Annotated in this window: 15 protein-coding genes, 1 tRNA gene and 2 pseudogenes; 11 read left to right on the top strand and 7 right to left on the bottom strand. The window is 64.7% G+C overall.

All coding sequences use genetic code 11. The annotated features are described in order from the left end of the window. Positions 1–3 precede the first annotated feature (3 nt). A complete protein-coding gene (locus tag QW868_RS00620; RefSeq protein ID WP_410051274.1) occupies positions 4–6,183 on the bottom strand; it encodes a HAMP domain-containing protein in 6,180 nt (2,059 codons plus the stop codon). Positions 6,184–6,833: 650 nt separating this feature from the next. Here QW868_RS00620 and QW868_RS00615 point away from each other — a divergent pair. Together QW868_RS00615 and QW868_RS00610 are read left to right on the top strand one after the other, a co-directional pair. After that, complete coding sequence (locus tag QW868_RS00615; protein WP_315770763.1) at positions 6,834–7,025, top strand: hypothetical protein; 192 nt, start codon at positions 6,834–6,836, stop codon at positions 7,023–7,025. Positions 7,026–7,049: 24 nt separating this feature from the next. After that, on the top strand, positions 7,050–7,181 hold the full coding sequence (locus QW868_RS00610; protein ID WP_315756589.1) for a hypothetical protein: 132 nt from the start codon (positions 7,050–7,052) through the stop codon (positions 7,179–7,181). Between the two features lie 10 nt (positions 7,182–7,191). Here the strand turns inward: QW868_RS00610 and QW868_RS00605 are convergent. After that, positions 7,192–7,619: pseudogene (locus tag QW868_RS00605) on the bottom strand (SDR family oxidoreductase); the annotation flags it as partial. Positions 7,620–7,830: 211 nt separating this feature from the next. Here QW868_RS00605 and QW868_RS00600 point away from each other — a divergent pair. Continuing rightward, positions 7,831–7,995, top strand: a complete 165-nt coding sequence (locus QW868_RS00600; protein ID WP_315738065.1) for a hypothetical protein — start codon at positions 7,831–7,833, stop codon at positions 7,993–7,995. 81 nt (positions 7,996–8,076) lie between these two features. Next, a complete protein-coding gene (locus QW868_RS00595) occupies positions 8,077–8,436 on the top strand; it encodes a PRC-barrel domain-containing protein (RefSeq protein ID WP_315827632.1) in 360 nt (119 codons plus the stop codon). An 85-nt stretch (positions 8,437–8,521) separates the two neighbouring features. Here the strand turns inward: QW868_RS00595 and QW868_RS00590 are convergent, their stop codons facing one another. Together QW868_RS00590 and QW868_RS00585 are read right to left on the bottom strand one after the other, a co-directional pair. Next, complete coding sequence (locus tag QW868_RS00590) at positions 8,522–8,797, bottom strand: hypothetical protein (RefSeq protein WP_315738063.1); 276 nt, start codon at positions 8,795–8,797, stop codon at positions 8,522–8,524. Between the two features lie 255 nt (positions 8,798–9,052). Beyond that, complete coding sequence (locus QW868_RS00585) at positions 9,053–9,208, bottom strand: hypothetical protein (protein ID WP_315738062.1); 156 nt, start codon at positions 9,206–9,208, stop codon at positions 9,053–9,055. Positions 9,209–10,337: 1,129 nt separating this feature from the next. On the opposite strand from QW868_RS00585, the gene QW868_RS00580 reads away from it, so the two are divergent. From QW868_RS00580 to QW868_RS00570, 3 genes are all read left to right on the top strand, one after another. Further along, the gene (locus QW868_RS00580; RefSeq protein WP_316229682.1) at positions 10,338–12,374 is read left to right on the top strand and encodes an acyltransferase family protein; all 2,037 of its coding nucleotides are present in this window, start codon (positions 10,338–10,340) and stop codon (positions 12,372–12,374) included. Between the two features lie 149 nt (positions 12,375–12,523). Then, positions 12,524–12,997 (top strand): hypothetical protein, encoded by a 474-nt coding sequence (locus QW868_RS00575; RefSeq protein ID WP_315738060.1) that lies wholly within the window; start codon positions 12,524–12,526, stop codon positions 12,995–12,997. Between the two features lie 122 nt (positions 12,998–13,119). After that, positions 13,120–13,332, top strand: a complete 213-nt coding sequence (locus QW868_RS00570; protein ID WP_315738059.1) for a hypothetical protein — start codon at positions 13,120–13,122, stop codon at positions 13,330–13,332. An 82-nt stretch (positions 13,333–13,414) separates the two neighbouring features. On the opposite strand, the gene QW868_RS00565 is transcribed toward QW868_RS00570, so the two are convergent. From QW868_RS00565 to QW868_RS00555, 3 genes and pseudogenes are all read right to left on the bottom strand, one after another. Beyond that, positions 13,415–13,561, bottom strand: a complete 147-nt coding sequence (locus QW868_RS00565; protein WP_315738058.1) for a hypothetical protein — start codon at positions 13,559–13,561, stop codon at positions 13,415–13,417. A gap of 499 nt (positions 13,562–14,060) precedes the next feature. Then, positions 14,061–14,786: pseudogene (locus QW868_RS00560) on the bottom strand (FkbM family methyltransferase); the annotation flags it as partial. A 131-nt stretch (positions 14,787–14,917) separates the two neighbouring features. Next, positions 14,918–14,994: transfer RNA gene (locus QW868_RS00555), tRNA-Arg, on the bottom strand. A gap of 485 nt (positions 14,995–15,479) precedes the next feature. On the opposite strand from QW868_RS00555, the gene QW868_RS00550 reads away from it, so the two are divergent. From QW868_RS00550 to QW868_RS00535, 4 genes are read left to right on the top strand one after another with little or no spacing between them, the layout of a single operon-like run. Next, positions 15,480–20,699 (top strand): alpha-2-macroglobulin, encoded by a 5,220-nt coding sequence (locus QW868_RS00550; protein WP_316229681.1) that lies wholly within the window; start codon positions 15,480–15,482, stop codon positions 20,697–20,699. Then, positions 20,696–22,927, top strand: a complete 2,232-nt coding sequence (gene pbpC / locus QW868_RS00545) for a penicillin-binding protein 1C (RefSeq protein WP_316229680.1) — start codon at positions 20,696–20,698, stop codon at positions 22,925–22,927. Before QW868_RS00550 ends, pbpC begins: the two co-directional genes overlap by 4 nt. Before the next feature lie 51 nt (positions 22,928–22,978). Further along, positions 22,979–24,721, top strand: coding sequence for a glycosyltransferase family 39 protein (locus tag QW868_RS00540; protein WP_316229679.1), 1,743 nt, complete (start codon positions 22,979–22,981; stop codon positions 24,719–24,721). After that, complete coding sequence (locus tag QW868_RS00535) at positions 24,722–25,513, top strand: phosphatase PAP2 family protein (RefSeq protein ID WP_316229678.1); 792 nt, start codon at positions 24,722–24,724, stop codon at positions 25,511–25,513. The last annotated feature ends 15 nt before the right edge of the window (positions 25,514–25,528 follow it).

The following is a 25,528-nucleotide window of genomic DNA, read 5'->3' as shown; positions in this document are numbered from 1 at the left end:
CGTTCAGCGGTGCAGCCACATGCGGATCGCAAGGAGCAGCTGCTCGGTGTTGACGGGTTTTGCCAGATAATCGGAGGCGCCAGCTTCGAGACACTTTTCGCGGTCTCCCTTCATGGCTTTCGCGGTCAACGCGATGATGGGGAGCCGGACGAAGGCGGGATTTTGCCTAATGACGCCGATCGTCTGGTAACCATCCATCTGCGGCATCATGATGTCCATCAGGACGATCGAGATCGCGGGATTGCTCTGCACCAGGTCGATCGCTTCGCTTCCGGTGGTCGCCGTCAGCACTTTCATGCCGCGGCGTTCCAGCACGCTGGAGAGAGCAAAGATGTTGCGGGCGTCGTCGTCGACCAGCAGCACCGTCTTGCCGATCAGATCTTCGTCGGAACTGTTCAGCTTCTCCAGCATACGCTGCTTCTCGAACGGCAGTTCCGTAATCACACGGTGTAGGAACAACGACGTCTCGTCGAGCAGCCGCTCCGGCGACTCGACGCCCTTGACGACGATGCTGCGCGCCATCGTATGCAGTTCCGCATCCTCCTCGGCCGACAATTCCCGCCCGGTGAAGACGACCACCGGAACGCTCGATAAGAAATCGTCGGAGCGCAATTGATCGAGTACGTCGAACCCGCTCATGTCTGGCAGCCGCAGATCGAGAACCACGCAATCGCACGGCGCGCTGCGCAGCGTCTCGAGCGCCGAAGCTCCCGTATCCGCCGCGATGATCTCGATGTCGTCGTGATCCAACAACTGGCGGATGCTGAGTTGCTCGGCCGCGTTGTCCTCGACGATCAGCAGCCGCTTGCGTCGCGGCTTGGCGTATTCCTTGATCTGCGACAGGGCCGCGCTGACGCCTTCCGTTGTCGTGGGCTTGCTGACAAAGGAGAACGCGCCACGCGCCAAAGCGTGCTGGCGGTCTTCGTCGAGCGTGATGATCTGCACCGGGATGTGCCGCGTCAGCGGATTATGCTTGAGCTGGCTCAGAACGGTCCAGCCGAGCATGTCCGGCAGGAAGACGTCGAGAGAGATCGCGGCCGGTTGATACTGCTTGGCGAGGTCCAGCGCCTCGGCGCCGCGGCCGGCGATCAGCACCTTGAAGCCCTTGTCGCGCGCGAGGTCGATCAGGACGCGCGCGTAGTGCGGATCGTCCTCGACCACGAGCAGGATCGTATCGCCGGGTTCGAGATCGAGACGATCGTCCGGCGGGGGCTCGATCCCGCGCTCCGGCGCGGCCGCTTGCTGTAGTGCTGGGGGTTGAACATAGGGAACGGGCGATGCTGGACTGACGCGGGGCGTCGTTGCGGGACCTGAATATTTGAGCGGCAGATAGAGCGTGAAGGTGCTGCCCTTGCCGGGTGCGCTCTTGAGATGGATCTCGCCGCCCAGGAGGTTGGCGAGCTCGCGGCTGATCGCGAGCCCGAGGCCGGTGCCACCATATTTGCGGCTCGTGCCGGCATCCGCCTGCTGGAACGCCTCGAAGATCAGTTTCTGCTTGTCTTGCGGAATGCCGATGCCGGTGTCCGAGACTTCGAACGCGATCACGGCCGGTGCAGTGTTGAGCACCGGATGTTCTGCGCTCCATCCGCCGAGCGCCGCAGATACCTTCAAGCGCACCCCTCCTTCGGCGGTGAACTTGAAGGCGTTCGAGAGCAGATTCTTCAACACCTGCTGCAGGCGCTTGGAATCCGTGACGATGCTACGCGCAAGGTTCGGGTCCACGTCGATGTTGAAGGCGAGCAGGCGATTTTCCGCCTCGTGGCGGAACGGACGTCCCACGGTTTCCAGGAGGTTGGTGGTGAGGATCTCCTCGGCATCGACCGTCACGGTGCCGGACTCGATCTTGGAGAGATCGAGGATGTCGCTGATCAGATTGAGCAGATCGGTGCCGGCGCCATGGATGGTGCGGGCGAACTCGACCTGCTTGAGGGTGAGATTGCCGTCCGGATTCTCGGTCAGCTGCTGGCCGAGGATAAGGATGCTGTTGAGCGGCGTGCGCAGCTCGTGCGACATGTTGGCGAGGAACTCGGACTTGTACTTGGATGTCAGCGCGAGCTCGGTCGCCTTTTCCTCGAGCGCGCGGCGGGCCTGCTCGATCTCCTGGTTCTTGCGCTCGACCTCGACGTTGCGCTCGGCGAGCTGTTGCGCCTTCTGCTCGAGCTGCTCGTTGGTCTGTTGCAGCTCGCGCTGCTGGGTCTGAAGCTCCGCGGCGAGCTGCTGCGACTGCTTCAACAGCCCTTCGGTCTGCATCGTGGCTTCGATCGAATTGAGCACGATGCCGATGGAGTCGGTGAGCTGCTCGAGGAACGTCATCTGCGACGTCGTGAACAAACTAAGCGACGCCAGCTCGATCACCGCCTTGACCTGGTTCTCGAACAACACCGGCAGCACCACGAGGTTCTTCGGGACGGCGCGGAGCAGGGCGGAGCCCACGGGGATGACGTCGGATGGAATCTCGGAGACGAGCCGCTGTCGCTTGTCGATCGCGCATTGTCCGATCAGCCCCTCGCCGAACTGGACGTGCGTCCGGTGAGGATAGATGCCGTCATCGGCGTATGAGGCAAGCAGGCGCAGCTGTGGCGTGGACTCGGTCTCGACTTGGTAGATCACACCGCGGTGGGCGTTCACCAGCGGCGTCAGCTCGGTCAGCAGCAGGCGGCCGACGGTGGTCAGGTCGCGCTGGCCCTGCAGCATGTTGGTGAACTTGGCCAGGTTGGTCTTGAGCCAGTCCTGCTCTGTGTTGAGGTCGGTGGTGAGCCTCAGATTGGTGATCATCGTATTGATGTTGTCTTTGAGCTCGGACACCTCGCCGCGGGCATCGACCTGGATGGAGCGGGTGAGATCGCCCTTGGTCACGGCCGTCGCGACCTCGGCGATGGCGCGCACCTGGGATGTCAGGTTGGCCGCAAGCAGGTTGACGTTGCCGGTCAGATCCTTCCATGTGCCGGCCGCGCCGGGCACGTTGGCCTGGCCGCCGAGCCGGCCCTCGACGCCGACCTCGCGGGCAACGCTCGTCACCTGGTCGGCGAAGGTCGCCAGCGTCTCCGTCATGTTGTTGATGGTTTCGGCGAGTGCTGCGACCTCGCCCTTCGATTTGACCGTGAGGTTCTGCTTGAGATCGCCATTGGCGACGGCGGTCACGACCTTGACGATGCCGCGGACCTGTTCGGTCAAATTCGCGGCCATGAAGTTCACGGTATCAGTGAGGTCCTTCCAGGTGCCGGCAACGCCCGGCACCTGCGCCTGTCCGCCGAGCTTGCCCTCGGTGCCGACCTCGCGTGCCACGCGCGTCACCTCGCCGGCGAAGGCGTTGAGCTGATCGACCATGGTGTTGATGGTGTTCTTCAGCTCGAGGATCTCGCCCTTCACGTCGACGGTGATCTTGCGCGACAGGTCGCCGCGCGCCACCGCCGTGGTCACCTCGGCGATGTTGCGGACCTGCGTGGTCAGGTTGGCGGCGAGCAGATTGACGTTGTCGGTCAGGTCCTTCCACGTGCCGCCGACGCCGGGCACAACGGCCTGGCCGCCCAACCGGCCCTCGGTGCCGACCTCGCGCGCGACGCGCGTCACTTCGGCCGCGAACGAGCGCAACTGCTCCACCATCGTGTTCAGGGTGTCCTTGAGCAGCAGGATCTCGCCGCGCACGTCGACGGTGATCTTTTTCGACAGGTCGCCGCCGGCGATCGCGGTCGCGACCTCGGCGATGTTGCGCACCTGGGCCGTCAGGTTCGAGGCCATGAAGTTGACGCTGTCGGTCAAATCCTTCCAGGTGCCCGCGACTTCCGGCACCTCGGCCTGGCCGCCCAACTTGCCTTCGGTGCCGACCTCGCGCGCCACGCGCGTCACTTCGGAGGCGAAGGCGTTGAGCTGATCGACCATGGTGTTGATGGTGTTCTTCAGCTCGAGGATCTCGCCCTTCACGTCGACGGTGATCTTGCGCGACAGGTCGCCGCGCGCCACCGCCGTGGTCACCTCGGCGATGTTGCGGACCTGAGCCGTCAGATTGCCGGCCATCGAGTTGACGCTGTCGGTGAGATCCTTCCAGGTGCCGGCGACGCCGGGCACGTTGGCTTGGCCGCCGAGCCGGCCCTCGGTGCCGACCTCGCGCGCGACGCGCGTCACCTCGCCCGCGAAGCGGTTGAGCTGATCGACCATCGTGTTCAGCGTCTCTTTGAGGCTCAGGATCTCGCCGCGCACGTCGACGGTGATCTTGCGCGACAGGTCGCCTCCGGCGATGGCCGTTGCCACCTCGGCGATGTTGCGGACCTGAGCCGTCAGATTGCCGGCCATCGAGTTGACGCTGTCGGTGAGATCCTTCCAGGTGCCGGCGACGCCGGGCACCTCGGCCTGTCCGCCGAGCTTGCCGTCCGTGCCGACCTCGCGCGCGACGCGCGTCACTTCGCCGGCGAAGGCGTTGAGCTGGTCCACCATCGTGTTCAGCGTCTCCTTCAGCTGAAGGATCTCGCCGGAGACGTTGACCGTGATCTTCTTCGACAGGTCGCCCTTGGCGACGGCGGTGGCGACCTCCGCGATGTTGCGGACCTGGCCTGTCAGGTTGGAGGCCATCGAGTTGACGCTGTCGGTCAGGTCCTTCCAGGTGCCCGCGACTCCGCGCACCATGGCCTGGCCGCCGAGCTTGCCCTCGGTGCCGACCTCGCGCGCGACGCGGGTCACCTCGCCGGCGAACGCGTTGAGCTGGTCGACCATCGTGTTGATGGTGTCCTTCAGCTCCAGAATCTCGCCGCGCACGTCGACGGTGATCTTCTTCGACAGGTCGCCATTGGCGACGGCGGTCGTCACCTCGGCGATGTTGCGGACCTGCGCCGTCAGGTTCGACGCCATCGAGTTGACGCTCTCGGTGAGATCCTTCCAGGTGCCGGCGACGCCGAGCACGTTGGCCTGTCCGCCGAGCCGACCGTCGGTGCCGACCTCTCGCGCCACGCGCGTGACCTCGCCGGCGAACGCATTGAGTTGGTCGACCATTGTGTTCAGCGTTTCCTTCAGCTGAAGGATCTCGCCGGAGACGTTGACGGTGATCTTTTTCGACAGGTCGCCGCTGGCGATGGCCGTGGCGACGTCGGCGATGTTGCGGACCTGTGCCGTCAGGTTCGACGCCATGAAGTTCACGTTGTCGGTCAAATCCTTCCAGGTGCCGGCAACGCCGGGCACCTGCGCCTGGCCGCCGAGCTTGCCCTCGGTGCCGACCTCGCGCGCCACGCGCGTCACCTCGGATGCGAAGGCGTTGAGCTGGTCGACCATCGTGTTGATGGTGTCCTTCAGCTCCAGGATCTCGCCGCGCACGTCGACCGTGATCTTGCGTGACAGGTCACCGCGGGCGACCGCAGTGGTGACGTTGGCGATATTGCGGACCTGAGCGGTGAGGTTGCCGCACATCGCGTTGACGGAGTCGGTGAGGTCCTTCCAGGTGCCGGCAACGCCGGGAACGATGGCCTGACCTCCGAGCTTGCCGTCGGTGCCGACCTCGCGCGCCACACGCGTCACCTCCGACGCGAACGACCTGAGCTGATCGACCATCGTGTTGATGGCTTCCTTCAGCTGCAGGATCTCGCCACGAACGTCGACCGTGATCTTCTTCGATAGGTCGCCATTGGCGACTGCGATCGTCACCTCCGCGATGTTGCGGACCTGGCCGGTGAGATTATTGGCCATGGAGTTGACGCTCTCGGTCAGGTCCTTCCAGACGCCCGTGACTTCGGGAACCTGGGCCTGGCCGCCGAGCTTGCCCTCGGTGCCGACCTCGCGCGCCACGCGGGTCACTTCGGACGTGAAGACGCTGAGCTGTTTGATCATCGTGTTGACGATGGTCGCCGACTGCAGGAACTCGCCGCCCAGAGGCCGGCCATCGACGTCCAGTTTCACGGTCTGCAGGAGGTCGCCTTGGGCCACGGCGGCAACCGCGCGCGTCACCTCACGGGTGGGCCATAGAAGATCGTCGATCAACGTGTTGATCGAACTCTCCATATCCGCCCAGGAGCCGCTTGCGATGCCGAACCGCACGCGCTGGCGCGTCTTTCCCTCCCGTCCCACGACCTGGCCGACGCGCTCGAGCTGCTGCGCCATCCGCTCGTTGGCCGCAATGATCTCGTTGAACGTGTCGGCGATCTTGCCGTCGATGCCGAGATAGTCGCCGCCCATACGCACGGAGAAATCTCCGGAACGCATGGCCTGGAGAGCGCGGAGCAGGTCCTGGCTGGCATCGGCCGCCTCGGCTCCGTTGCCTTGGCGGCCAAACCCTTGGCGCTCGGGCATCGGACTGGCAGCAGAATCGAGATCGCTCATCAAGTTCCCCGTGGCAGACCGTCTACCAGCAAAAATCCGAGACTCGGATAGCCGGCGGCCATAGAAGCCGCCGCAACTACTCAAATCAAGCCAGGATGCCGATTTCCAAGGCTAATGGAACCGGCCTTTACTGGCGCGAGTGCTTCAACTCCAATCCAGGAAAAGGGTTCCCATGTATTCGTCGCTGACGAAGGAGGCGATTTCCATTGGAACGGGGAAAGGGGGCGCGTCTCATTCGAGTAAGAGGAGAACCTGCCTCAAGTTCGCTATTGCTGCCGTCTTGATGCCTCCGAAGGGGACTAGCAATGGAAACCACGGCAGAGACGGGGATGCCGGAAGCAATGGCGCCGAGATGCCGACGGATCCGAAGATCCCGAGACGCCTAAGAATGCAGGCCCTTCACGTTGGCAGTGTCGCGTCGCTTCTGAGCAGGACCCGCGCTGCAACGTGCGCCATGTTCCACCAGCGCAGAGCGAACATTAATATCGTGTAACAGAGTTGCGGCGGTCCGCCGTGGCTCCCAGCTGATTGAGATGAAACGATCGGATCTTTTCAGAGAGAACGCAGACAACTGTCTCCAGCTCGCGGAGCGCGCCGACGGAGAGCCGGCGTTCCGGCGCTATCGACGCATGGCCCAAGGCTGGAAAGCGCTCGCGCTCCAGCAGGATTGGCTCGATGGCGAAATCGCACCGCTCGGCGAGTACCGGACCGCGCTACGCGAGTAACCAATCTGGATGGAGGAGCGTCCCATGACCCCCCGCACCGTTCTCATTGCGCTGCTGACGGCCTTCAGCCTGGCCTCGGCCGTCGCCGCGTTCACGACGATTCGTCAGGTGCATACGGAGGCGTATTCGCTGCCGCAGCCCATCACCCACATCTGAACCAGCGGCAGCCGAACTTCTCCATCTTCTCCATCGTGGCCCCGCCGGAGACCTGAAGCGGCGTCCAGATCGGCCCGGGCGCGACGGCGTTCACGCGTATGGCCTTCGGTCCGAGCTGCTTGGCCAACGACTTCACATAGTTCATGGGTCGCCGCCTTTGTTCGCGCATAGTCGTAGAGATCCGCAGAGCCATCATAGGCCTGCTCGGACGAGGTGCCGATGATGACCGATCCCGGCTTCAGATGGGGCAGGGCGGCCTTGATGATCCAGAACGGGGCATAGGTATTGGTTTTCATCGTCGCGTCGAAATCTTCGGACGAGACATCCAGGGTCGACTGACGCGTCTGCTGCCGCGCGGGTGTTATTGACGACAATGTCGAGTCCGCCGAGTGCTTCGACGGCCTGTTGCACCAGCCGCCGGCAGAACGTCTCCTCTCGAGGGACGTGGTCAACAGCCTGAGATCGCCAACGTTTCGTTTGGATCGCTCAAAGCACCGTGTTGCGCCAGATGCGCGGTCGGCTCTGCGGCCTGTTGGCTCAAGGAGGGAACGAACAGGCGCGGCCCGCGTCGTTTCGATCGAATCGCAGCGGCGTCAGCGCTATCCAATCCGGCGCCCTTCGTGGATCACCAACCAAGGAGAGCCATCCGATGGCGCAGCAAGGCCAAGGCATCGTCAGGACAGGACGCGGTGAGGATCAGCCCGCCGACAAGGAGCGTGCGCAGCAGGTTCATAAGACCACATCTCCGGATGCTCCGTCCCGCGAGGCGACACGTCATCCCGAGCAGGACGGTAACCCGTCGGAGGCCGACTGAGAGCGCTTCAGGCTCTTGGGAACGGCCGGTGACGGCCGAACGTTATCGATCCACTCGCACCGGGAGGACCACATAACGTCGATGCTCGATGAACGCGAATATGGCAACCTGATTGGAAGCGACAAAGTCGAAGGCACGGCCGTTTATGGCGCCGACGACACCAAGATCGGCACCATCGAACGCGTGATGATCGACAAGCTGAGCGGGCGGGTCTCGTATGCCGTCCTGGGCTTCGGCGGTTTCCTCGGGCTTGGGAATGATCACTACCCGTTGCCCTGGCAATCCCTGAAGTACGACACGCGACTCGGCGGCTACGTTACCGGCGTGACCGAGAACCAACTGCGAGGCGCGCCGAAATATTCCGACGAGCGTGAGTGGGACTGGGGGGATGCCGGGGCGGGGCGCAAGGTCGACGACTATTACGGCGTCCAACTCGCGTAGGACCGCCGATCCCGTTCATTGCCCTGGCGAGGCTTGCTGACGAACGTGGCGCGTAGCGGCCATCGTCAGCGATCTCCGATGAATCTCAGGCGGCCGGCGGCTGAGCGCCGCTTTCGGCCGCCGATCCAGCCATCATGCTGCGGCGGCTCGACAGCCAGATCGGGATCTCGCGGTAGCAGGTGCCCTTTTCATTCATCTCCGCGACCGTCCACCGGCTCGGATGCCGTTCCTTGCCGACGAAGACCCAGTCGTCGGCCGCGGGCGGCGGCTCATTCGGCCTCGTCCTCAGCCATGCCGAACGGGCTCCTTTCGGCAAGCGATCCTGCTTCATCTGATAGAGATCATATACTGGTGAACGCATGACGCTACTCGTCCTCAAGCAACCGCAATCCTCAACGCCCTCAGCGTGTCGCGTCGTCGCGGCGGAATTGTGGGAGCGGCGCGGCCAAGCTGTGCAAAAGCACGATCAGGACGGCATCTGCCATATTCTTCGCGTGGCGCGTATCACTTCGAAAAGGCGACGCGCGGGGCCGTTCAATAACCCCGCGAGCCCGGACCGACGCCGATTGCGTCCGGCAATGAAGAGCCGCCAGCCTCGACCGGCAGACTGATCAAATCAGAAGAAGGCGTAGCTGAGATCGAGACCGTAGGTGGCGTGGAGAATGAAGCCAAACGCAGTGGCGCCGCAGAGCATCAGGATCGTGCGCAGCTTCTCGGAGTCGATACGAGTCTCTTCGAGATGGGTCGGGAGAGCCTTGATGAGTGTTGTCATTGTGGGACCTCTGTACGCGAAACGAAGACGGAGAGTGAGTTTTGAAAAGTATATCCGAGGTTGTTAGATCCCGTTTCTGGGGAGGTGGTTTTTGTAGGGCCCCAGAAGAGTTCTAATTGTGAAAGAGGAACCCAGCATCGTGCAGTTTTTGGGGCAAAGTTGCGGAAAGTAAATGATCAGTAAATTAAATCTGAGGTTGATATTAGTTGCGTGCAGTATTGTTGCACGTTTTGGCTGTTGAAAGAAGTTGCCAGGTTGCGGAGACGCGGCGTCGCACGTTTTTAAGCCAAATTCCTTCAGGGAAGCGGTTTAGGTGCGCTCAGCCTGCGCGGGCCGGTGCCGATAAGCACTGTCCGAGGTACGACGCCAATGCGGTTGCAAAAGCAACTCGAAGTATAGAGGCAGCCCACCTCGACCTCGGCCGATTTGTGGCGAGGTGTTAACGGCTATGGCGATGTCGCCACTCGCTCGCCAGCTTCTTTGGCATGACTGGTATCATGTGAGTGGTGACGACGGAAGGCGGTCGCTGAAATCTCGCGGGTGGGTGTGCTCATCAAACAACAGCCGCACAATCATCGAGCGTGGATCCCGCGTGCGTCTCGCGTCGAGCCTAGTTGAGGCGTCAGCGTGGCAGGCGTTTCGTGGATGATGATCGCGGGAGTACGCGCGGCACGTCTGCTCGCGTGACGACAGCGCGTTGCTAGGCCGGGGCAATCAAGGCGGAGGGCTGGTCAGTCACGGACACACAAGCGGTCCTTGTGTCGAAAGCTGCGTCGGGCGGGGGCGCGCTGGCGCAGTGAATGATCCGGCTTGCCGGCATGTTGGCCTTGACGGTGCTGCCATTCTCTCTGGCGCGTCGGGCTTCCAATCACCGCCTCGAAGTCAGCACCGGGATCGGGACCGAGTGCGAGTTCTCTTGATGCTCGCGGGATGACCCCCGCAGGCGAATGGCCTCCCGCTGGGTCTGCGATCCGTCGGCGTCCCCACGCGGCGGGGCCGTGAGATGGTGCGGCAATTCGGATACACCAACCAAGAACGGTATTTCCGTGTGTTTCGGTGCGTTGCAATCCATTTGCGGACATGTCAGCAGGTAACTCGTTAGGGCGAATGGCCCGCCCAGGCTACCAGCATGACGCGCACAAAGGTTTTGGAGTACCGGCCGGACATCGATTGGCTGCGCGCCGTAGCCGTGATTTCGGTCATTGGATTTCATTTCGAGTTGCCAGGTTTTGGCGGCGGGTTTGTCGGCGTCGATATCTTCTTCGTCATCTCCGGTTATGTGATCTCCCGGCTCATCTGGAGCGGCATTCAATCCAATTCGTTTTCGTTCATCGCCTTCTACGAACGAAGGGCGCGGCGCCTGCTTCCAGCGCTCTACCTGATGATTGTCGTCACCGGGATAGTCGCGTGGTTCTTTGCGCCTCCTGGCGACTACCGAATGTTTTTCGGAAGCGCGGTCTCTACGCTTCTGTTTTCGTCGAACATCTTCTTCTGGTCGCAGACCGGCTATTTCGATCTTCCAACGATCGGGAAGGTTCTCATCCACACTTGGTCATTGTCGGTGGAGGAGCAGTTCTACTTCCTGTTTCCGGTCGTGACTTGGCTCTGGAGCAGGCTGTTTCCCGACCCAACGTCGAAGCTGTCGCTCGGACTGGTCGTCACCGGAACGGTCGCGCTGTGCGTGCTCGATGAGCTTTGGATCAAGCAATCGCCCTCTGCCGCCTTCTACATCGCCCCGCTGCGGGCCTGGGAGTTTTTGATCGGAAGCATCGCGTTCTTTCTGCATCGATGGTCACCGGTCAGAAGCGAGGCGCGTCTCATCCTTGCGACAGCCGGCATGGGCTCCATGCTGATTCCCGTGGTCATCTTCCGCGCGGAGACACGATTCCCCGGGTTGCATGCGCTGATTCCCTGTCTCGGTACTGCGTTCTATATTGTCGCCTTCAATCAGGAGCAGGGCAGGCCCCGGCTGCCGTTCCGCGAGACCGGAGCCTTCCTCGGCCGTCTGTCCTATTCGCTCTATCTTTGGCATTGGCCGGTGTTCGTCCTCGGCAGGGCCGCGCTGCCGCTCGATGTCGCGACCTCGGCGTTTGCTACCGCCGGGCTCCTGCTGTGCTCGCTGCTGCTGGCCTATCTCTCTTACGTCATCGTCGAGCGGCCGGCACGCGCGCGAACGGAGTGGGTTGGCGTGCGTGGCTCCCCGGTGATCGCGGGCATTGCCGTCGTCCTGATCGCGGTCGGAGTTCACGGCGTCGCTCATGACGGCTACGCCGATCGCTTCCCGCAATCCCAGGCACGAATGCTCCGGTACGATTCCCGGACGATGGAGCCGTTCTATCGTGCGCACAGCTGCTTCTTGCAGCCCGATGAGCCGCCATCGGCCTACGACTTTGATGCGTGCCTGAAGCCGGCCGCAAACAAGCGCAACATTCTGCTCGCCGGCGACAGTCTCGCCGCACATTATGCCTGGGGATTGCGCAGCTACCTATCCTCCGATGCCTATCATCTTCTGCAGCTTACGTCAGCGGCCTGTCCCCCGTTCGTCGAGCTCAAGCTGAGCACCTCGCGAAACTGCAACGACGTCAATCAGCTGCTACGCGATCAGATCAGGGCCCACGGCTTTGACGGCGTCGTTCTTTCCGGCAATTGGCGCGCCTATCTCGAAACCTACGGCCAGCCTCCTGCACGGCGCGTCGATCGGTATTTGAACGCGCTGCTGGCGGCAGCTCAGGAAGCCGGCGTTCCAGTTCTGCTCCTCGGTCCTTCGATCGAGTTCCCCGCTCCCTTGGCTTCGACGTTGTTCAACCATGAGCAGACGCACGTCCCAATCGGCAATTCGCTCTTGCCGAGAGAGGGGGCGTTCAAGGCGGACGACCGTTTGAAGGAGATCGCCAGCGCGTATCCGCTCGTTCAATACGTTTCCATTCTCGACACGATTTGCAGCAAGAGGCGTTGCCCGCTGACGATCGACGCGGAAACGCCGATTGTTTGGGACACCATCCATTTCACCCCGGAAGGGTCGAGGTTTGTCCTTTCGCAACTCGCGCCGCAACTGGATGCGTTCTTGCGGAGACTTGAGCAGCCCGCCGAGACCGGAACGCACGAACTCATGGCGGGTGACGGCCCGACGGCAACCCGGAACGTCGCTCCATCCCAGGTTCAATGATGAGGAGCGATCGAGCACGGGACCTGCGGGAGCCATGAACCTTCGACTGGGGTCGCGCGTTCGCCTGCCGCTGATGGCGGACGCTGCCTTCGCTGAGCCGCGAAGGTGGTTCAACGTCATGTTTTCTCAAGCCGTTGGGGACGACAGACATGAATCCGATCATCAAGGCCATGGCTGTGCTTGCATGCGCCGCGTGCTGGAGCAACGCCGCGCCGGCCGAATCGGTGCGCTGGAACACCTATAGGATCCCGGAGACCGGCACGTCGGTCGACATTCCCGTCTCGATCTTCAGCGACACGGCGGGCCAACCCGAGGGCTACGGCCAGCGCTTCCAGACCGCGGACGGTCGCGCCAATCTGACCGTGCAGTCGATGCCCGATGACACCCGGGAGTCGCCGGCGCGATTCCTCGCCCAGAAGAACCCGCCGCCGAACATCCAGTACAAGCGCGTCACCTCGCGCTTCTTCGCGGTGTCGAGCTACAAGGGCGACTACGTCTGGTATAATCGCTGCAACTTCGTTGGGGGCTATGTCCACTGCGTGCTGATCAACTACCCCCGGGCCTGGGAGCGCGATTGGGACGGCATCGTCACCCGCATCAGCCTGTCGCTGAATCGGAGCTGAGCGGGACGCCCATAGCGAAGCCTGGGACCGGCGGCTTTGATCCGCCTCAATGATACCGTCGGGCTCCGTCGCATAAGCTTCGGCTTCATTTCAGCCGCCGCTTACAGACGAGCCCGCCCCTCATGGCCGCCGCGTCCTTCACCGTCCGGGCCGAAAGCGCCAGCGCGATCGCCACCATCAGGTGCCGCAGCGCGCAGGATGCGCTGCTCACGGCAAACGCCTATCTGCGTCTCGGCGCTGCCTGCGTCAGCATAGAGACGCCGGGTGGACAGAGGATGAGCCCAGACCGGCTCGATGCGCTGCTCAACGATTCCGGCGGGCGCATCGGCTTGTGAAGCCGGGCGTCATGCAGATCGGCAATCATCGCTGGCGTGATCGCGACGGCCTGCCCGGTGCCTCCCGGGAGCACATCCAGGTTCAGGGTGACGACGCTTCGATGCGGTCGTCGGGCAGCGCCGTCGGCCACGAGACATCCGCGATATAGGGGCCGTAGAGGACGTCCTGACGCCGCCGGTAAATGATCGTGAGGGCGACAGCGGCGATGAAACAGATTGCGGCAAACATGGCTAGTTCAAACATGGTCCAACTCCATCGCCCAAGACGTGGCGGATGAAGGGCGTCGGCGTCAAATGGAAGCCGCCATTAAGCTGAAGAGCAAAGCTTGATGCGCGTGGGTTTTCCGGACGAGCAGTCTGCAGGCAGACAGCCAAAGTGGGCCGGCGGCGCCCGCGCGGCTCAATCTCGGATCGAAATTCCGGCCACTCGGCCGCGACCTACTCCGCGACGGTCGACTGATCGGTATTGAGCTCTGGAAACATCGCCCGGCAGCTCAGGCAATAGGATTCGAAAATGAAGCTCAGCAACGCGGACATCGGTAACCCCTACGGTCGATTTGATGTTCGGCAACATGCCGGGGGTCTGTTTCACGACGACTTCGTAGGCGCGGCGAAATGGTTTCGATCGGCTCCCGGAATGTTTCGTCCTGCGCGGGGGAGGGGCGATTGATCAGCGACTGTGACGTCATCATCGACCAGCCCGGCTCATCCGCAGTTCCGGACGTGGGCGCGTGCAAGCTCCTGAAGATGAAGTTGTTGCAGTAGTCCTTCCGCTTCCAGAACCATTCGCCATCGGCGCGCTGGTGGATCTCCGGGTCGAAGGCGGACAACGGAAGCAATCTCCCGCGGCTCAGGAATTGGCCTCGATAGCCAAGACCCCGCAGGAGCAAGAACGTCTCCTTCACCCTGTCGAGCGTCGCCAGGCGGTGGTCGCACTCGACCACGATCAACGGCCGGCATCGGCGCAAGGTGCGCTCGGCGCCGCGCAGCACGTCGAGTTCGGCACCCTCGACGTCGATCTTGATCGCAGACACATTTCCCGTATCGGGGAGATAGTCGTCCAACGACGTCGTCTGCACCTGGATCGTCTTCGAGGTCTCGGCGGGGCGGAGCAGCGAGGCCCCGGGCTGGTGCCCCTCGGGCACGAACAGGGTCTTCTTGCTGGAGCACGAATAGACGGCGCGCGCTTCGACCACGACGTTGTCGAGCGAGAACCGCTTGCAGAGCCGCGCCAATCTTTCGGCCAGGTCCGGCTGGGGCTCGAAGGCGACGACCCGCCCCGGCGCCGACCACCGCGCCAGCCAGTAGAGAAAACTGCCCTTGTTGGCGCCGATGTCGCAGACGACGTCGCCGCGCCGGATGTGACGCCGCAGCTCGGAAAGCTCCGTCTTGTGGTCGCGGAATCTGGACCGCAAAATTCTCACCAGAAACCGGGATCCTTCATGTTTCGCCAACCGAGCCCCCCAATGCCATGGCCACGCATGCGCCAAACGAAGGCAAGCTTGGGTGCGCACGCCCTGTCGTTCACGGCAATGTTTCGAAATGGACGAGCGGCGGGGCGCCACGATGGCGCTGGCGTGGCGATTGGCGATCCCAGCAGGACTCGAACCTGCAACCCGCGGAGTAGAAATCCGCTACTCTATCCAGTTGAGCTATGGGACCGTCGTCGCGACGTGAACGGCACGGGCGGACGTCGCGGGATGACTCCCCGAGGCGAAGCCCCGCCGGTACGGCCATCCCATAGCATGGGTCATATGAAAAATCTTCCGTTTCGCCAAGACCGTCCGAACCGGATACGGGCCGGCGGCGACCAAGCGGAGGCGGAGGAGGGTCATCAAGGGCCGTTCGCGCGTCAGCGGCGCTGGTCAAACGGCTGCTGCGGTCTTTGCCGGTATGCCATGTCCTGTGAACATGTCCTTTGAATTGCCGTTGATGAACAGATTTTCCCGGCCGCGGCCGCCTGCCGATGGCAGCCAAGGCCACGGGTCGCTATCTTGGCCCCTACAACTCTTGCCATCAGTCCGTCACCATTTCGCGTCCATTCTCGCCACCAATCGGCCAAACACGGGCGTCGATCCGTGCACCGCCAGGACCTGTCCGGAAATCTTTCCAGAGAACGTTCAAAGAGCCGTCCAAGGAGCTGTCCCATGATCGGTCTGGTTCGCGCCGCCGCCCTCTGCGCCACCATGGCGCTCGGCCTCGTGGCCGCCCACGCCGCCGACAAGGCGTTCAAGCGCGACGATCTGGCTGACGCCGCCGTCAAGCTGGAGGCCCAGATCAAGAGCGAGGCGGGGGCGGTCAACAAGCCGCTGGCGACCTTGCGCACCGACGCCGATGCGGCGCTGCGCCGCAACGACCTGCGCACGGGTCTGCAAATCCTCGGACAGATCGCCACAGTGGCCCCGGATGATTCCGGTAATTGGCTGCGGCTGGCGCGCACCGTGCTCAACCAGATCAAGCCGATCAACTCGTCGGAGCAGACCTTCCTGCTGGAGCGCGCCTCGACGGCGGCCTACATCGCCTATCAGCGCGCCGGCAATGCCGGCGAGGAGGCGGACGCGCTCGCGGTGCTCGGCAAGACCGTGGCCGAGCGCAAGCTGTGGCGGCCGGCGCTGGATGCGCTGCGGATGTCGCTCGACCTGCGCGAGGTCGCCGATGTCAGGGGCCAGTATGAGCGGATGCGCGACGAGCACGGCTTCAAGCTGCTCGACTATACCGTGGATTCCGACTCGGCGAGCCCGCGCGCCTGCTTCCAGTTCTCCGAGGATCTTGCCAAGCGCACCGACTTCTCGCCGTTCGTGGCACAGGCAGGTACCGACAAGCCGGCGCTGACCTCGGAGGACAAGCAGCTCTGCGTCGAAGGCCTCAAGCATGGCGAGCGCTACAACATCAACCTGCGCGCCGGGCTGCCGTCAGGCGTGAAGGAAAGCCTGCCGAAATCGGCCGAGTTCAACATCTATGTCCGCGACCGCAAGCCGTTCGTGCGCTTCACCGGCAAGGCCTATGTGCTGCCGCGCACCGGCCAGAAGGGCATTCCGCTGGTCAGCGTCAACACGCCCGCCGTCAACATCAACGTCTTCCGGATCGGCGACCGCAACCTGATCAACACCGTCATCGACAGCGACTTCCAGCGGCCGCTGTCGAGCTACCAGCTCACCGATCTCGGCAATGAGCGCGGCATGAAGGTGTGGAGCGGCGAGCTCTCGACCGCGATGACCCTGAACCAGGATGTCACCACCGCCTTTCCGGTGGATCAGGCGCTCAGCGACATGCAGCCCGGCGTCTATGTGATGACGGCCGCGCCGAAGGGCCCGACCAATGGCAATGACGAGGACAGCGGCGGCCAGCTCGCCACGCAATGGTTCATCGTGTCCGATCTCGGTGTCGCCGCGTTTTCCGGCAATGACGGGATCCATGTGTTCGTCAATTCGCTGGCGTCCACCGATCCGGTGGCGCGCGCCGAGGTGAGGCTGGTGGCGCGCAACAACGAGATCCTGGCGACCCGCAGGACCGATGAGGCCGGGCACGCGCTTTTCGAGACGGGGCTGGCGCGGGGCGAGGGCGGGCTGTCGCCGGCGATGCTGACGGTGGTCGGCGAGAAAGCCGACTACGCCTTCCTCAGCCTGAAGACGACCGCCTTCGATCTCTCCGACCGTGGCGTGTCCGGCCGCGAGGCGCCGGCCGGGCCGGACGCCTTCGTGTATTCCGAGCGCGGCGTCTACCGGTCCAGCGAGACCGTCTACCTCACGGCGCTGCTGCGCGACGGCAAGGGCAACGCCATGACCGGCACGCCGCTGACGCTGGTGGTCGAGCGCCCGGATGGAGTCGAGTTCCGCCGCGCCGTGCTGCCTGACCAGGGTGCCGGCGGGCGGTCGTTCAGTGTGGCGCTGAATTCGGCGGTGCCGACCGGCACCTACCGCGTGCGCGCCTTCACCGATCCCAAGGGGGCGTCCGTCGGCGAGACCACCTTCATGGTCGAGGACTACGTCCCCGAGCGGCTGGAATTCGACTTGTCGTCCAAGGACAAGCAGATCAAGGCTGAGACTCCTGTGGAGGTGAAGGTCGACGGCCATTTCCTCTACGGCGCGCCGGCCTCCGGCCTGCAGCTCGAGGGCGACCTGCTGGTGACGACCGCCTCCGAGCGGCCGGGCTTCCCGGGCTACCAGTTCGGCGTCGCCGACGAGGAGAGCGCCTCCAACGAGCGCACCCCGATCGAAGGCATGCCGGAAACGGATGAGAAGGGCGCGGCGACGTTCCCCGTGAGCCTGTCCAAGCCGCCGTCCTCCAGCCGGCCGCAGGAGGCGCAGATCTATGTGCGGATGGCTGAGACCGGCGGCCGGGCCGTCGAGCGCAAGCTGGTGCTCCCCGTGGCGCCCAAGGCCGCGCAGATCGGCATCAAGCCGTCGTTTTCCGGCAAGAGCGTCGGCGAGGGCGAGAAGGCCGAGTTCGACGTCGTGTTCGTCTCGCCCGAGGGCAAGACGCTGGCGCGCAATGGGCTGCGTTATGAGCTGCTCAAGATCGAGTCGCGCTACCAGTGGTACCGGCAGAACTCCTATTGGGAGTACGAGCCGGTGAAGTCGACGCGCCGGATCGGCGATGGCGACGTCACGATCGCCGCCAACAAGCCGGCGCGGCTGAGCTTCCTGCCGGAGGCCGGGCGCTATCGCCTCGACGTCAAGTCGGCGGATGCCGACGGTCCGGTGACGTCGCTGCAGTTCGACGTCGGCTGGTACACCGACGGCAGCGCCGATACGCCGGATCTCTTGGAGACCTCGCTCGACAAGCCGCAATACCAGTCGGGCGACAGCATGGTCGTGACGGTCAATGCGCGCACCGCCGGCAAGCTGACGGTCAATGTGCTCGGCGACCGGCTGCTGACGACGCAGACCACCGAGGTCAAGGAGGGCACCAACCAGGTCAAGCTTGCAGTCGGCAAGGACTGGGGCACTGGCGCCTATGTCGTGACGACGCTGCGCCGTCCGCTCGATACGGCCGCGCAGCGCATGCCGGGCCGAGCGCTCGGCGTCGCCTGGTTCGGTATCGACAAGTCGGCGCGCACGCTCAATGTCGCGCTGACGCCCCCGGCGCTGGTGCGTCCGGGCTCGGCCTTGAAGATTCCGGTCAAGATCGGCGGGCTCAATCCCGGCGAGGACGCCAAGGTCGTGATCGCCGCAGTCGATGTCGGCATTCTCAACCTCACCAACTACAAGCCGCCGGCGCCGGACGACTATTATCTCGGCCAGCGCCAGCTCTCGGCCGAGATCCGCGATCTCTATGGCCAGTTGATCGACGGGATGCAGGGCACGCGCGGCCAGATCCGCTCTGGCGGTGACTCTGGCGGCGCCGAGCTGCAGGGCTCACCACCGACGCAGAAGCCGCTGGCGCTGTATTCGGGCATCGTCACCGTCGGGCCCGACGGAACTGCCGAGGTCAGCTTCGACATTCCGGAGTTCGCCGGCACAGCGCGGGTGATGGCGGTGGCGTGGAGCGCCACCAAAGTTGGCCGCGCCAATGTCGACGTCACCGTGCGCGATCCCGTGGTGCTGACCGCGACCCTGCCGCGCTTCCTCCTGTCAGGCGATCGCGGCACGCTGTCGTTTGATGTCGACAATGTCGAAGGTGTGCCCGGCGACTATGTCGTCAGCGTGAAGGCCGGCGGTCCGGTCAAGGTGTCCGGCAATGCCAACGTCACGATGAAGCTCGCGGCCAAGCAGCGGGCGTCGGCGACCCTGTCGCTGGACGCCAGTGGCACCGGGCAGGCGCAGCTCGATGTCGACATCAAGGGCCCCAACGGGCTTTCGCTGGCGCGGCACTATCAGTTCGACGTGAAGCCGGCGACCCAGGTGCTGGCGCGTCGCTCGATCCGCACACTCGCGAAGGGTGAAAGCCTGACGCTGACATCGGACATGTTCTCCGATCTCGTGGCGGGCACCGGCACGGTGTCGCTGTCGGCGGGGTTGTCGACCGCGCTCGATGCGGCGACCATCCTGAAGGCGCTCGACCGCTACCCCTATGGCTGCTCGGAGCAGATCACGAGCCGCGCGATGCCGCTGCTCTATGTCAACGAGCTCGCGGCCGGCGCGCATCTGGCGATGGACACCGAGGTCGACCAGCGCATCCGCGACTCGATCGACCGGCTGCTGGCGCGGCAGGGATCCAATGGCTCGTTCGGCCTGTGGTCGTCGGGCGGCGATGATCCCTGGCTCGATGCTTATGTCACGGACTTCCTGACCCGCGCCCGCGAGAAGGGATTTGCCGTGCCGGACGTGCTGTTCAAGAGCGCGCTCGACCGCGTCAGGAACTCGGTGGTGAATGCCGAGGAGCCGGAGAAGACGGGCGGCCGCGATCTCGCTTATGGCCTCTACGTGCTGGCGCGCAATGGCGCGGCGCCGATCGGCGACCTGCGCTATCTCGCCGACACCAAGCTCGGCAATCTCGCCACCCCGATCGCCAAGGCGCAGCTTGCCGCGGCGTTGGCGCTGGTCGGCGACCGCGCCCGTGCGGAGCGGGTCTATGCCGCCGCGGCCGACAGCCTCGCGCCGAAGCCGGTCTTGGTGTTCGGCCGCACCGATTACGGCTCCGACCTGCGCGATGCAGCGGCGCTGGTGTCGTTGGCGGGCGAGGGCAATGCGCCGCGGGCGACGTTGACGCAGGCCGTCGCCCGTATCGAAGCCGCGCGCGGGCTGACGCCGTACACCTCGACGCAGGAGAATGCGTGGATGGTGCTGGCGGCGCGCGCGCTGGCCAAGGAGACGCTGACGCTCGACATCAACGGCCAGGCCGTAAAGCAGGCGATGTACCGCAGCTACAAGGCGGCGGAGCTCTCAGGCCAGCCGCTGAAGATCACCAACACCGGTGATGCGCCGGTGCAGGCAGTGGTCTCGGTCTCCGGCTCGCCGCTGACGCCGGAGCCGGCCGCGTCGAACGGTTTCAAGATCGAGCGCGGCTACTACACGCTCGACGGCAAGCCGGCCGATATCAGAACCGCGAAGCAGAACGACCGTTTCGCTGTCGTGCTGAAGGTCACCGAGGCCAAGCCAGAGTACGGCCACATCATGGTGTCGGACTATCTGCCGGCGGGGCTTGAGATCGACAATCCGCACCTGGTGTCGTCGGGTGACAGCGGCACCCTGGACTGGATCGAGGACGGCCAGGAACCGGTCAACACCGAGTTCCGCGATGACCGCTTTACCGCCGCGCTCGACCGCGCCGCGGATTCGAAGGCGGTGTTCACAGTCGCCTATGTCGTGCGTGCGGTGTCGCCCGGCAAATACGTGCTGCCGCAGGCCTATGTCGAGGACATGTACAATCCCTCGCGCTATGGCCGGACGGGCACCGGCTCGGTGGAGGTCCGCGTGGCGAAATGAGCGAGGGGGGGACGAGCGATCGTGAGTTGGGTGGCAAGACGGACCTACACACTCCGTCATGCCCGGGCTTGACCCGGGCATCCACGCTCTCTCCGCGCACTCCGAATGACGTGGATGGCCGGGACAAGCCCGGCCATGACGGCAGGAGAGGGCGGGGCGTCAAACGGCTGTTCGCCATTGCGCTCGCATTGGTCGCGTCGGTCTCCGTCGCCGCCTGGACCATCTCCCTCGGCCCGCTGCCGCTGGGCGAGGCGAGGGCGGTCTCGACCACCGTGGTCGATCGCCACGGCAAGCTGCTGCGTGCCTATGCGATGGCGGACGGGCGGTGGCGGCTGCCAGTCAGCGCCAAAAAAGGCGTCGATCTGACCTATCTGAAGCTGCTGCTGGCCTATGAGGACCAGCGCTTCTTCGACCATCACGGCGTCGATCCGCGCGCGCTGGTGCGGGCGGCCATCCAGCTCGGCTCGCACGGCCACATCGTCTCCGGCGGCTCGACCATCACGATGCAGCTGGCGCGGCTGCTCGAGCCGCGGCGGCAGCGCTCGCTGCATGCCAAGCTCCGGCAGATCGTGCGCGCGCTCGAGCTCGAGCGAGAGCTGAGCAAGGACGAGATCCTCGATCTCTACCTGACGCTGGCGCCCTATGGCGGCAATCTCGAAGGCATCCGTGCCGCCTCGATTGCATATTTCGGCAAGGAGCCGAAGCGGCTGTCGCTGGCGGAAGCGGCCCTCTTGGTGGCGCTGCCGCAGTCACCGGAGACGCGGCGGCTCGACCGGCAACCCGAGGCCGCTCGACACGGCCGCGACCGCGTGCTCGACCGCATGGTGTCGGAGAACGTGATCTCCGCCGAGGACGCGGCGCAGGCGAAGGCGCAAGCCGTGCCGGCCTTCCGCAAGCCGATGCCGATCCTGGCGCCGCATGCCGCCGACCAGGCCTCGGCGGCCGTCAAGGATCAGCCGATCATCCGCCTGACGCTCGACGCGTCGCTGCAGAAAGTGCTGGAGCCGCTGGCGCGCGACCGTGCCATCGCATTGGGACCGAACATCTCGGTCGGCCTCATCGTGATCGACAATGACAGCGGTGACGTGCTCGCCCATGTCGGCTCGGCGGATTATTTCGACGAGAAGCGGGCAGGGCAGGTCGACATGACCCGCGCGGTGCGCTCGCCGGGCTCGACCCTGAAGCCGTTCATCTATGGGCTCGCCTTCGAGGACGGCTTCGTCCATCCGGAAAGCCTGATCGAGGATCGCCCGGTGCGCTTCGGCTCTTATGCGCCGGAGAATTTCGACATGACGTTCCAGGGCACGGTGCCGGTGCGCAAGGCGCTGCAACTGTCGCTGAACGTGCCGGCGATCGTGCTGCTCGATCGCGTCGGGGCGAGCCGGCTGTCGTCGCGGCTGAAGCAGGCCGGCGGCAATCTGGTGCTGCCGAAGGACGAGGCGCCGGGCCTCGCCATGGGCCTCGGCGGCGTCGGCGTGACCTTGCAGGACCTCGCCCAGCTCTATACGGGCTTTCCGCGGCTCGGCACCACCAAGCCGCTACGCGAGATCATGACGGCTGACGGCGCGCAGGATAACGCGCGCGAGCCGATGCGGCTGATGGATTCGGCGGCCGCCTGGCAGGTCGGCAACGTGCTGCTGGGGACGCCGCCGCCGGAAAACGCAGCCCGCAACCGGATCGCCTTCAAGACCGGTACCAGCTACGGCTATCGCGACGCTTGGTCGGTCGGCTTCGACGGCCGCGTCACGATCGGCGTCTGGGTCGGCCGGCCCGATGGCGCGCCGGTGCCCGGCCTAATCGGCCGCGTCGCCGCGGCGCCGATCCTGTTCGACGCTTTTGCCCGCAGCGGCAAGCTGCCAGCAACATTGCCGAAGCCGCCCAAGGGGGCGCTGGTCGCCAGCAATTCAAAGTTGCCGCTGCCGCTGCGCCGGTTCCGGCCGATCGGCGAATTGCTGCGGACCGGCGCCGAACAGGCGCCGCACATCCAGTTCCCGCTGAACGGCTCGCGCATCGATGTCGACCGATCCGCGGGACGCGAGGCATCGGTGATGCCGGTGAAAGTGTCGGGCGGCGTGCTGCCGCTGACCATGCTGGTCAATGGACTGGCCGTCGGCGAGATCGATAGCCGCCGCCAGCGCCTGATCGATCCGCCCGGGCCGGGCTTTGCCCGCCTCACCGTGATCGACGCCACGGGCGCTGCGGACACAGTTGTGGTCAGAATCCAGTGAGGGTTCGCTAAGCGGTTGTCGACATGGCGGTTTCAGCGTATTCGGAACCCCATGGTCGAGACCTATGCCCGCCCCCGTTTTGGAGAGCCGCGCGAGCCGAAGAACCTGGTCAATCCAGGCAATCGGCTGGTGCGGATGATCGATGCCGTCACCGTGAGCCACACCAGGGCGGCGGCGTTCCTGCTCGTCTGCGGGCTGCTGTTGTTCCTGCCGGGCTTCTTCACGATCCCGCCGATCGATCGCGACGAGGCGCGCTTCGCCCAGGCGACCAAGCAGATGGTCGAGAGCGGCGATTACGTCGACATCCGCTTCCAGGACGACGTGCGCTACAAGAAGCCGGTCGGCATCTACTGGTTGCAATCGGCCGCGGTCGAGACGGCGTCGGCGATCGGTCTGCCGCGTGCGCAGCTGCGCATCTGGGTCTACCGCATTCCCTCGCTGATCGGCGCGATCGGCGCGGTGCTGCTGACCTATTGGACCGCGCTCTCCTTCGTGACACGGCGCGGCGCCGTGTTCGCCGCCTTGCTGATGTGCTGCTCGGTGCTGCTCGGCGTGGAAGCCCGGCTCGCCAAGACCGACGCGATGCTGCTGTTCACCGTGGTGGCTGCCATGGGTGCGCTGGCGCGCGTCTATCTGTCGTGGCAGCGCGGCGAGGATCCGGTGCATCCGCCCTGGGGACCGCCCGCGATCTTCTGGACGGCGCTCGCCGGCGGCATCCTGATCAAGGGCCCGCTGATCCTGATGTTCGCCGGACTGACCATCGTGACGCTCGCGATCATGGATCGCGGCGCGGGGTGGCTGGGGCGTCTGCGCCTGCTGTGGGGCCTGATGTGGATGCTGGTGCTGGTGCTGCCCTGGTTCGTCCTGATCTTCCTGCGCGCCGGCGACACCTTCTTTGCCGACTCCGTCGGCGGCGACATGCTGAGCAAGATCGGCGCCCAGGAGTCGCATGGCGCGCCGCCGGGCCTCTATCTGCTGCTGCTGTTCATCACCTTCTGGCCCGGCGCGCCGCTGGCCGCGATGGCGGCACCTGCGGTGTGGCGCGCGCGGCGTGAGCCGGGGGCGCAGTTCCTGCTGGCCTGGCTGCTGCCGTCCTGGATCGTGTTCGAGGCGGTGCTGACCAAGCTGCCGCATTATGTGCTGCCGCTGTATCCGGCGATCGCGATCCTCACGGTGGGCGCGCTGGAGCGGCGGGTGCTGGCGCGCAACTGGCTGCGGCGCGGCGCCGCCTGGTGGTTTGCGATTCCCGCCATCACCTCGGTGGTGGCCGTGATTGGCGCCATCATCGTCACGCACCAGCCGGTGTTCCTGGCCTGGCCGTTCGTCGCGGCGTCGCTGATCTTCGGCCTGTTCGCCTGGTGGCTCTATGACGACGGCCGTGCCGAGCGCTCGCTCTTGAATGCCGGCGTGGCGGCGATGTTCCTGGCGTTCGTGGTGTACGGCGCCGTGCTGCCGGCGCTGACGCCGCTGTTTCCCAGCGCGGAGATTGCGCGCGCTCTCCGCAACGTGGTCTGCGTTGGGCCGAAGGCGGCGGCGGCAGGCTTCCACGAGCCGAGCCTCGTCTTCATGACGGGGTCGTCGACGCAACTCACCGACGGCTCCGGCGCTGCCGACTTCCTCAGCCAGGGCACCTGCCGCTTTGCTTTGGTCGAGCAGCGCACCGAGCGCGCCTTCGTGCAACGGGCCGAAGCGATCGGGCTGCGCTACAACGTCGCCAAGCGCATCGACGGCTACAACATCTCGCAGGGCCGTCCGGTCTCGATCGCGATCTATCGCTCGGAGGGCACCGAATAGATGTCGGCGCCCGACAGCCCCGCGCGATCGTCAGGCTATTTCGCCCAGCTCGCGCTGGTCGGCAAATTCTCGCTCGGCCGGCTGGTCCGCCAGCCGCAAACGGCGCCGGAGGCCGCGAGCCAGCAACGCCTGGGGCGCGAGCTTCTCCTGCTCGGCGCCATCGGCCTGAGTGTGGTCCTGGTGCTGATGTTCGCGTTCGATGCTTACGAGATCGGGCTGGTGCCGGCGCGGGGAACACCGAGCCTTTGGCCGGTGCGGATCATCACCGAGTTCGGTCAGGATGAATACGTGCTGGGACTGTTGGCCGTGGGCGTCGTCGCGACGATCCTGATTGCGCCGCTGTGGCCGGAAGCCAGCCGCAGCCGTTTGCTCAATTTCGCGACCCACGTTCAATACGCCTTCTTCGCGGTGCTGAGCGCGGTACTTGCTGCCCAAGTGCTGAAATACATCATCGGCCGCGGCCGCCCCTTCGTCGGCGGCAAGGCGAATGCCTTCAATTTCGACCCGTTCAACGGCACGCCGGCCTATTTCAGCATGCCGTCCGCACATGCGGTGACGGCCTTCGCGCTGGCCTTTGCAATGTCCGCCATCTGGCCGCGGTTGCGCGTTCCCATGTTCATCTATGCCGTCGTGATCGCCTTGAGTCGGCTGGTGCTGCTGGCGCATCATCCGAGCGACGTGGTCGCCGGCGCCGTGGTGGGATTGGCCTGCGCCATGCTCGTCCGGTACTGGTTCGCAGCTCGTCGGCTCGGCTTTCGTCTCGGCAAGGACGGCCAAATCGTACCGCGCTAAAGGGGTTGATAGCGG

The sequence above is a fragment of the Bradyrhizobium sp. SZCCHNR1051 genome (assembly GCF_032489615.1).
In the GTDB taxonomy this organism is placed as follows: domain Bacteria; phylum Pseudomonadota; class Alphaproteobacteria; order Rhizobiales; family Xanthobacteraceae; genus Bradyrhizobium.
This window is presented reverse-complemented; position numbering and strand designations above follow the sequence as displayed.

Coding starts and splice junctions, on each gene's coding strand:
- QW868_RS00620 (WP_410051274.1), bottom strand. CDS start 6,183: ATGCGTTCCGGAGATTTCTCCGTGCGTATGGGCGGCGACTATCTCGGC.
- QW868_RS00615 (WP_315770763.1), top strand. CDS start 6,834: ATGAAACGATCGGATCTTTTCAGAGAGAACGCAGACAACTGTCTCCAG.
- QW868_RS00610 (WP_315756589.1), top strand. CDS start 7,050: ATGACCCCCCGCACCGTTCTCATTGCGCTGCTGACGGCCTTCAGCCTG.
- QW868_RS00600 (WP_315738065.1), top strand. CDS start 7,831: ATGGCGCAGCAAGGCCAAGGCATCGTCAGGACAGGACGCGGTGAGGAT.
- QW868_RS00595 (WP_315827632.1), top strand. CDS start 8,077: ATGCTCGATGAACGCGAATATGGCAACCTGATTGGAAGCGACAAAGTC.
- QW868_RS00590 (WP_315738063.1), bottom strand. CDS start 8,797: ATGCGTTCACCAGTATATGATCTCTATCAGATGAAGCAGGATCGCTTG.
- QW868_RS00585 (WP_315738062.1), bottom strand. CDS start 9,208: ATGACAACACTCATCAAGGCTCTCCCGACCCATCTCGAAGAGACTCGT.
- QW868_RS00580 (WP_316229682.1), top strand. CDS start 10,338: ATGACGCGCACAAAGGTTTTGGAGTACCGGCCGGACATCGATTGGCTG.
- QW868_RS00575 (WP_315738060.1), top strand. CDS start 12,524: ATGAATCCGATCATCAAGGCCATGGCTGTGCTTGCATGCGCCGCGTGC.
- QW868_RS00570 (WP_315738059.1), top strand. CDS start 13,120: ATGGCCGCCGCGTCCTTCACCGTCCGGGCCGAAAGCGCCAGCGCGATC.
- QW868_RS00565 (WP_315738058.1), bottom strand. CDS start 13,561: ATGTTTGCCGCAATCTGTTTCATCGCCGCTGTCGCCCTCACGATCATT.
- QW868_RS00550 (WP_316229681.1), top strand. CDS start 15,480: ATGATCGGTCTGGTTCGCGCCGCCGCCCTCTGCGCCACCATGGCGCTC.
- pbpC (WP_316229680.1), top strand. CDS start 20,696: ATGAGCGAGGGGGGGACGAGCGATCGTGAGTTGGGTGGCAAGACGGAC.
- QW868_RS00540 (WP_316229679.1), top strand. CDS start 22,979: ATGGTCGAGACCTATGCCCGCCCCCGTTTTGGAGAGCCGCGCGAGCCG.
- QW868_RS00535 (WP_316229678.1), top strand. CDS start 24,722: ATGTCGGCGCCCGACAGCCCCGCGCGATCGTCAGGCTATTTCGCCCAG.